The sequence below is a fragment of the Caballeronia terrestris genome (genome assembly GCF_001544515.1).
GTDB classification, from domain to species: domain Bacteria; phylum Pseudomonadota; class Gammaproteobacteria; order Burkholderiales; family Burkholderiaceae; genus Caballeronia; species Caballeronia terrestris.
The window spans coordinates 48,841-57,202 of sequence record NZ_FCOL02000036.1 but is presented as its reverse complement, the minus strand read 5'-3'; the positions used below and the strand labels follow the sequence as shown (position 1 = coordinate 57,202).

7 protein-coding genes are annotated in these 8,362 nt (G+C 65.8%); 5 read left to right on the top strand and 2 right to left on the bottom strand.

Features of this window, described 5'->3' with window-relative positions; all coding sequences use genetic code 11:
• Positions 1 to 280 precede the first annotated feature (280 nt).
• Genes AWB67_RS24245 through AWB67_RS24230 form a run of 4 tightly spaced genes read left to right on the top strand, consistent with a single transcriptional unit; the run spans position 281 to position 3,672 of the window.
• Positions 281 to 1,240: a choline ABC transporter substrate-binding protein gene (locus AWB67_RS24245; RefSeq protein ID WP_125477651.1), complete on the top strand. Its 960-nt coding sequence runs from the start codon at positions 281 to 283 to the stop codon at positions 1,238 to 1,240.
• Positions 1,241 to 1,265: 25 nt separating this feature from the next.
• Positions 1,266 to 2,195 (top strand): 3-dehydrocarnitine:acetyl-CoA trimethylamine transferase CdhC, encoded by a 930-nt coding sequence (gene cdhC / locus AWB67_RS24240; protein WP_087658759.1) that lies wholly within the window; start codon positions 1,266 to 1,268, stop codon positions 2,193 to 2,195.
• A gap of 21 nt (positions 2,196 to 2,216) precedes the next feature.
• Positions 2,217 to 3,164 (top strand): L-carnitine dehydrogenase, encoded by a 948-nt coding sequence (locus AWB67_RS24235; RefSeq protein ID WP_087658758.1) that lies wholly within the window; start codon positions 2,217 to 2,219, stop codon positions 3,162 to 3,164.
• A 10-nt stretch (positions 3,165 to 3,174) separates the two neighbouring features.
• The gene (locus tag AWB67_RS24230) at positions 3,175 to 3,672 is read left to right on the top strand and encodes a thioesterase family protein (protein ID WP_087658757.1); all 498 of its coding nucleotides are present in this window, start codon (positions 3,175 to 3,177) and stop codon (positions 3,670 to 3,672) included.
• Here the strand turns inward: AWB67_RS24230 and AWB67_RS24225 are convergent.
• Together AWB67_RS24225 and AWB67_RS24220 are read right to left on the bottom strand one after the other, a co-directional pair.
• Positions 3,612 to 5,807 (bottom strand): heavy metal translocating P-type ATPase, encoded by a 2,196-nt coding sequence (locus AWB67_RS24225; protein WP_087658756.1) that lies wholly within the window; start codon positions 5,805 to 5,807, stop codon positions 3,612 to 3,614. The genes AWB67_RS24230 and AWB67_RS24225 overlap by 61 nt on opposite strands.
• A gap of 148 nt (positions 5,808 to 5,955) precedes the next feature.
• A complete protein-coding gene (locus AWB67_RS24220) occupies positions 5,956 to 6,594 on the bottom strand; it encodes an FMN-binding negative transcriptional regulator (protein ID WP_087658767.1) in 639 nt (212 codons plus the stop codon).
• Positions 6,595 to 6,871: 277 nt separating this feature from the next.
• Here AWB67_RS24220 and AWB67_RS24215 point away from each other — a divergent pair, with 277 nt between their 5' ends.
• Positions 6,872 to 8,329: a DUF1254 domain-containing protein gene (locus AWB67_RS24215; RefSeq protein ID WP_087658755.1), complete on the top strand. Its 1,458-nt coding sequence runs from the start codon at positions 6,872 to 6,874 to the stop codon at positions 8,327 to 8,329.
• Positions 8,330 to 8,362: the final 33 nt, after the last annotated feature.

Genomic DNA, 8,362 nt, shown 5'->3' with positions numbered 1-8,362 from the left:
GGTTGGAAGCTGCTTTCTTTGCTTACTTTCTTTGCAGCAGCAAAGAAAGTGAGTCCCGCCCCGGACAGGGGCAGAGCCAATAGACCGAAAAGAAAACAAGTTCCATAGAAGCCCAGGCGCATCAAACGGTTGAAACACCCACCCCAAGCGCCAGCGACCACCAAGGTCGCTGCGAGTCAACTCACGGTCGCAACCGGTCGCCTGCGCGCCTTTATGCGGCGGTACTTTTATACACGGGCGGTTAGATCGCCCGCCCCACGGAAAACCGGAACAGGACGCCATGAGACCATTTTCGAAGAACCTGCTTGCCTGCCTGTGCGCAGCGTCTGCCTTGGCATCGGCGGGCGTTGCGCACGCGCAAGCGAAGGAAGACGATTCGTGCCGCACCGTGCGCTTCGTCGATATCGGCTGGACCGACATCACGTCGACGACCGCGCTCGCCTCCGTGGTCTTCGAAGGCCTCGGCTATGCGCCAAAGACGACCGTCGCCTCGGTGCCGATCTCGCTCGCGGGCCTGAAGAGCAAGCAGATAGATGTCTCGCTCGGCTACTGGTGGCCGGTGCAGCAAAAGGCTGTCGAGCCGTTCCTCGAATCGAAGTCGATCCAGAAGCTCGAACCGCCGAATCTCTCGGGCGCGAAGGCGACGCTCGCCGTGCCGAGCTACGAATACGAGGCGGGGCTGAAGACCTTCTCCGATATCGCGAAGCATCGCGACCAGCTCGACGGCAAGATCTACGGCATCGAGCCGGGCAGCAGCGCGAACGCGAAGATCCAGAAGATGATCGACACGAACCAGTTCGGGCTCGGCGGATTCAAGCTAGTGCAGTCGAGCGAGGCGGGCATGCTCGTGACGGTCGAACGCGCGATCCGCGACAAGAAGTGGGTGGTCTTTTTGGGTTGGGAGCCGCATCCGATGAACATCCAGATGAAGATCGACTATCTCTCGGGCGGCGACGAGGTGTTCGGTCCGAACTACGGCGAAGCGCGCGTCTACACGCTGACCAATACCGACTTCCTCACGCGCTGCCCGAACGCGGGCAAGTTCGTCACGAACCTGCGCTTCACGACGCAACTCGAAAACCAGCTGATGCAGCCGGTGATGAACAAGGAGCGCCCCGCCGATGCCGCGAAGGCGTATCTCAAGAAGAATCCGCAACTGCTCGACGGCTGGCTCGCGGGCGTGAAGACGGTCGATGGCAAGGACGGCTTGCCAGCAGTGAAGCAGTACCTCGGTCTGTGAACATCAAGCAAAGGACAGCGCGAACATGAACTACGAAGTGATCGTGACCTGTGCCGTAACCGGCGCAGGCGATACGACGAACAAGCACCCGGCCATCCCCGTGACGCCGAAACAGATCGCCGATGCCGCGATCGAAGCCGCGCGCGCGGGCGCGACTGTCGCGCATTGTCATGTGCGCGATCCGCGAACGGGGCGAGGCAGCCGCGATCCCGCGCTTTATCGCGAAGTGGTGGATCGCATCCGCTCATCGGATACGGATGTCATCATCAATCTCACTGCGGGCATGGGCGGCGACCTTGAAATTGGTGCAGGCGAATCGCCGATGCAGTTCGGCGCGGGCACTGACCTCGTCGGCGGAATGACGCGGCTCGCGCACGTCGAGGAGTTGCTGCCGGAAATCTGCACCCTCGATTGCGGCACGCTCAATTTCGGCGACGGCGACTACATCTACGTATCGACGCCCGCGCAACTGCGCGCCGGTGCGAAGCGCATCCAGGAACTCGGTGTGAAGCCCGAACTGGAAATCTTCGATACGGGTCATCTGTGGTTCGCGAAGCAATTGCTGAAGGAAGGCCTGCTCGACGATCCGCCCCTGTTCCAGCTCTGCATGGGCATTCCGTGGGGCGCGCCGCCCGACACCGGCACGATGAAATCGATGGTCGACAACATGCCGCCGGGCGCCCACTGGGCCGGCTTCGGCATCGGCCGGATGCAGATGCCGATGGTCGCGCAGGCGATGCTGCTCGGCGGCCACGTGCGCGTCGGGTTGGAGGACAACCTGTACCTTGACCGCGGCGTGCATGCGACCAACGGCTCGCTCGTGCAGCGCGCGGTCGAGATCATCGAGCGGCTCGGGGGGCGCGCGCTGACACCTGCGGAAGGGCGCAAAAAGCTCGGTTTGCCCGCACGCGGCGAGCGTCTGCTCGACCGTCGCGCGCTTAAGGAATTCGCCTGATTCTCTACTGGGACAAAGTACATGCAAATGAAAACATTCGCCGCGCTGGGCGCGGGCGTAATCGGTAGCGGCTGGGTGGCGCGCGCGCTCGCGCATGGACTCGACGTGATCGCGTGGGACCCGGGCCCGGGCGCCGAGCAGCAACTGAGAGCGAACGTGGCGAATGCGTGGCCCGCGCTCGAACGCGTCGGGCTCGCGAAGGACGCGTCGCAGGCGCGCTTGCGATTCGTCGCGACGGTCGAGGAATGCGTCGCCGAGGCCGATTTCATTCAGGAGAGCGCGCCGGAGCGCGAGGACCTCAAACTCGCGCTGCACGAACGCGTGAGCCGCGCGGCGAAGCGCGAAGCGATCATCGCATCGTCGACATCGGGTTTGCTGCCCACCGATTTCTATGCGAGCGCGATTCATCCCGAGCGCTGCATCGTCGGGCATCCGTTCAATCCGGTGTATCTGCTGCCCCTCGTCGAAGTGCTCGGCGGCGAGCGCACGTCGGCCGACACGATCGATACCGCGATGAGCTTCTACGCGTCCATCGGCATGCGGCCGCTGAAGGTGCAGAAGGAAGTGCCGGGCTTCGTCGCGGACCGGCTGCTCGAAGCGCTTTGGCGCGAGGCGCTGCATCTGGTGAACGAGGGCGTCGCGACGACCGGCGAAATCGACGACGCCATTCGCTTCGGCGCGGGCATTCGCTGGTCGTTCATGGGCACGTTCCTGACCTACACGCTGGCAGGCGGCGAGGCCGGCATGCGACACTTCATGCAGCAGTTCGGTCCCGCGCTCGAATTGCCGTGGACGAAGCTCGTCGCGCCGAAGCTGACCGACGAACTGATCGATCGCGTGGTGGAGGGCACTTCGCGGCAGACAGGCGGGCGCAGCATCAAGGAGCTGGAGCGCTATCGCGATGACTGCATCACGAGCGTGATCGATGCAATCGCTGCCGCCAAGGCGCGGCATGGAATCGAAGACTAGGAGACAACGGATGGCCGCTGCATTCACGATTTACCGCGACACGGTGAAGCCCGAATGGGTCGACTACAACGGCCATCTGCGCGATGCGTTCTACATGCTGATCTACAGCCTCGCGACCGATGCGTTCATGGACCGCATCGGTCTCGACGATGCGACACGCCGCGCGCGCCATCGCACGATCTACACGCTCGAAGCGCACGTGAACTTCCTGCGTGAGATCAAGGAAGGCGCGCAGGTTCGCATCGATGCTCTTGTGCTAGCGCACGATGCGAAGCGTGTGCATCTGTATATGGAAATGTTCGAGGGCGACTCTCAGGAACCCGTGTCGGCGAGCGAGCAGATGCTGCTGCATATAGATACGAGTAGCGAACCGAAAGCCGCCGCGTTCGATGAAGACGTCGCCGGGCGCATCGCCGCGTGTTGCACGAGCGACGCGTCCGCAGCACGTTATGCGGGCCGCGTGATCGGCCTGCCCAGGCGGTCATCCGTCGCGACCGATCCCGCCTGAGCCCGCCACGTCCTGAGCAGCAGCGCATTCGTCACGACGCTCACGCTGGAGAACGCCATCGCGGCTCCGGCGAACATCGGGTCGAGCAGGCCGAACGCGGCGAGCGGAATCCCGATCAGGTTGTAGACGAACGCCCAGAAGAGGTTCTGCTGAATCTTGCGGTACGTGCGCCGCGAAATATCGATTGCATCTGCAACTAACGCCGGATCGCCGCGCATTAACGTAATGCCGGCCGCTTCGATCGCGACGTCGGTGCCGCTCGCCATTGCAATGCCGATATCGGCGGCGGCGAGCGCCGGGGCATCGTTGATGCCGTCGCCGGCCATCGCGACCACGCCATCCGTCGATGCCTTCAGTTGCGTGATGACGCGCGCCTTGTCGTCAGGCAGCACCTGCGCGTGCACGTCCCGCGGCGCGATGCCGAGCGCCTTCGCGACGCTCGCCGCACTCCCCGCGTTGTCGCCGGTGACGAGCACGCTCTGCACGCCCATCGACGCCAGCCGCTCGATCGCGGCGCGGGCCGTCGGCTTGACGGTGTCGCCGAATGCGATGAGTGCGAGTACGCGCGCGTGATCCATGTCGATCAGCCACGAAACCGTGTTGCCTTGCGCTTCGAGTTCGAGCGCCCGCGCGGCGAGATCATGCGGCGCCTGCGCGTTCAATTCGTCGAGCCAGCGGCCGCTGCCGATCGCAAGGCGCTGCGATGCGACGTGCGCCTCCACGCCGCGTCCCGGCACCGCGCTTGCCGCGCTCGCCTCGAAGCGTGGCGCGTCCGCTTCATCGGCCGCTGCGACCACTGCGCGCGCGAGCGGATGGTCGCTCATGCGCTGGACGGCCGCGGCAAACCCCATCGCCTCATGCCGATCAACCTCCGGCGCAACCTCGAACGCTGTCACCGCCGGTCGCCCGACGGTCAGCGTGCCGGTCTTGTCGAAAGCGACGACCTTGATCCGATGCGCGAGTTCGAGCGCCTCGGCATCCTTGATCAGCACGCCGTGGCGCGCCGCGACGCCCGTCCCCGCCATGATCGCGGCGGGCGTCGCCAGGCCGAGCGCGCACGGGCACGCGATCACGAGCACCGCGACCGCGTTGAGCAGCGCCGTTTCGGCACTCGCGCCATGCACGAGCCAGCCAACCAGCGTGACGAGCGCGATCGCGAGAATCGCCGGCACAAAGACCGCCGACACGCGATCGACGAGCCGCTGGATCGGCGCCTTCTCAGCCTGCGCCGATTCGACGAGCCGGATAATCCGCGCGAGCGTGGTTTCGGCGCCGATCGCCGTCGTTTCGATCGCGATCACGCCTTCGCCGTTGATCGAACCGGCCGTCGCGCGCGCGCCCGGCTCCTTCGCGACCGGCAGGCTCTCGCCGGTGATCAGCGACTCGTCGATGTGCGTACGGCCTTCGCGCACGATGCCATCGACCGGCACGCGTTCGCCCGGCCGCACGATCGCCGTATCGCCGACGCGCACGTCTGTAAGCGCGATCTCGCGCTCACCCGACGCGTCGCGGATGCGCGCCTTGTCGGGGCGCAGCGCGTTCAGCGCGCGGATTGCGTCGGTGGTCTGGCGTTTGGCGCGCGCCTCCAGCCACTTCCCGAAGCGTACGAGCGTAATGACGACTGCCGACGCCTCGAAGTACAAATGCATCGAATCGCCCGGATGCGCGGCCATCTGATAGACGCTCAGCCCCCACGCCGCGGACGTTCCCAGCGCGACGAGCAGGTCCATGTTGCCGGCCTTCGCCCGCACCGCGTGCCACGCGCCGACGTAAAAGCGCGCGCCGAGCACGAACTGCACGACGCTCGCGAGCGCGAGTTGCACCCACATATCGGGCATGAACGCGGGGCCGAACATCGGCAGGACGAGCGGCAGCGTGAAAAGCGCCGAGACGATCACGGCGATGAGTTGGCCCTGACGCGAGCTGGATGAAGGGGCGACGGGCGGCGCTTCCGGGACGATCGGCGTGGCTTCGTAGCCCGCCTTGGTGATCGCGGCGACGAGCTGGTCGTCGGTGACGGAGGGCGCGGCGTGGACCGTCGCCTTTTCGGTCGCGAGGTTGACGGATACGCGTTCGACGCCCGGCACGCGCGTCAGCACCTTCTCGACGCGCGCGACGCACGACGCGCACGTCATACCCCCGACGGCGAATTCGGCAGTTTTGGAAACATCTGACATGAAAGAGCACTCCGGTCTGGCTGGGACGAGTACAGCATGAAAACGGCAAACTCGTCCCGATAGACCCAGTATCGACCTTCCAATGCTTGGAAGGTCAAGCATGCCCTTATTTAATGGAAGGCGGCGCGGCGAGCATCGCATCGGCGAGCGCGCTTTCGCGGCCGTCGCGGCGCAGGCCCCCGACGGCGCCGAGCCGGTCCGCGTCGGACTTGTTCTGCGAGAGCTTCGCCTTCCCGACGAGACGCGTCACTTCGATCTCGATCCCGACGATCGCGGAGAGCATCTGGTCGATGAAATCGCGCGGCGCGTCGCCCATCTTCCACGGCACGGGCTCACCCGCCTCCATCTTGCGCGTGAGCCGCGCGACGAGGCCGCGCACGAAGGCTTCGTCGTCGCGAACGGTGATCCGGCCGTGCGCGTGCACCACCAGATAGTTATAAGTAGGCACCTGCTTGTGCGCCTCGTGCTTGCTCGGATACCAGTTCGGCGAGATGTAGCCGGTCGCGCCCTGAAAAATCACGAGCACGTCCTGCTGCGGCTGAACCTCCCGCCACACCGGATTCGCCCGCGCGACGTGCGCGCGCAGGATTCCGTGCTCGCTTTGGGCGGCGTCGAATTCGAAAGGGACGTGATTCGCGTCGAGGCCGGACGGTCCGTTGGTCACGAGCGCACCAAGCGGGTGCGCGGCAATCAGCGCATGAAGCGCCTCGGGACGGGTTTCTTCGAAATGGGTGGGGAGATACATCGGCGTCTTTCTTTTTGGGATATACAGATAGTAATGGTAAGCGATGCGGCGGGACGCCGGAAGGGCAAGCGCGAGCGCTGTCGAGGCCTTGTCCTGCCGGCTTTTCGCGCGATTCAACGCGCTTCTTGCCTATCCGGGATAGATAAGATAAAACCCCGATTCCAAGATAGAAAAACTGTGCGGCGCAAGGGGTGCGGGCGAAAGGCATGAGCCACGGGAAAAGCCACGGTGCGTCGCGGCGATGGTCACAAAGTAGAAGAACCGGATTCGAACTCGAATGAAAACCAATCGACGCTGGGCGTTTTCCTTGCTGCCGCTCCGTTCGGCCGTCTGTCTGGCCGCTTTCGCCGGCGCGGCGGCGCTCCTGGCGGGTTGCGCCTCGAATGCGCCGCAACCGAAGACGAGCGGCGGCTGGCTGAAAGACCAGGTCGCCGACGCCTATACGTTCGGCTTTCCGCTCGTGGCGTCCGATGTGGCGCGCGAGCGGGCGGCGGGCGGCGACGGCACGCGCCCCGGCCAGGCGCCGCTCAACACGCTGCGCCACGCGAGCGCGCTGCCACCCGTCGGCGTGACGGGTGCGCCGAGCGTCGATACGCTCGAATCGACCGCCTGGCTCGATGTCGCGAAGGAGCCGGTGCTCGTGTCGCTGCCGGCGGCGCCGCGCGGCCGCTACTACGACGCCCGCGCGTTCGACGCGTGGACCAACGTGCTCTATTCGAGCGCCGAGCGCGCGCCGTACCCGAAGGCGCAGACGATCGCGTTCGTCCCGGCCGGCTGGAAAGGCACGCTGCCGGCGGGCGTCCTGCGCATCGACGCGCCCACGCGTTACGTCTGGCTTTCGATCCGTGTGCGCGTGAACGGCCCGCGCGACGTGCGCGAGGCGCGCAAGCTCCAGACGGCGATGCAGATCGACACCCTGTCGGGCGCGCCGCGCGCCGCGCCCGATCCGGCAGCCGCCACGAGCGGCGCGTGGTCGAACGCTGCCGCCGACCATCCGGCGACGCCCGCGACCGCGTCGTCGCCGACCGAGCAGGCGGAGACGCTCGACGCCAATAGGTTCTTCGCGCGCTTGGCCCACGCGCTTGACGACAACCCGCCCTCCGCCGAAGACGCCCACGAGATGAGCCAGCTCGCCGAGCTGGGCGTCGTACCGGGCGAGCAGGTGCAGTTCCGCAAGAGCGACGCGGCGCTGCTGGCCACAGGTCTCGCCGATGGCCGTGAGCGTCTCGCGACCGTGCCGTCGAACGCGATCTCGAAGAACGGATGGACGTGGTTCGGCGACAGCGTCGGCAAGTACGGCGCCGATTACACGCTGCGCGCGTACCTTGCACGGCGCGACCCGGGAACCGCGACGAAAGAAAGCGAAGTGAAGCCGGTCGCGCGCGTCGACAGCGACGATCATCCGCTCAACGGCGCGAACACCTACGTGCTGCACTTCGCGCCGAACCAGTTGCCGCCGGTGCGCGGCTTCTGGACGCTCACCGCGTACACGAAGGACGGCGCGCTCGTCGAAGGCAAGGTCCCGCGCCTGTCGCTCTCCGATCGCGACAAGCTGAAGAAGAACCGCGACGGTTCGATCGACGTCGTCGTGTCCGAGGCAACGCCTGGCAAGGGGCTGGCGTCGAACTGGCTGCCGGTGCCCGGCGGCGACTTCCAGCTCGTGATGCGTCTTTACGCGCCCAAGCCGCAAGCCGCCGACGGTACCTGGGCGCCGCCCGTCGTCCAGAGGCAATAAACGCAGCGCGCGCTTTTTCATGCGTTTTTGTGC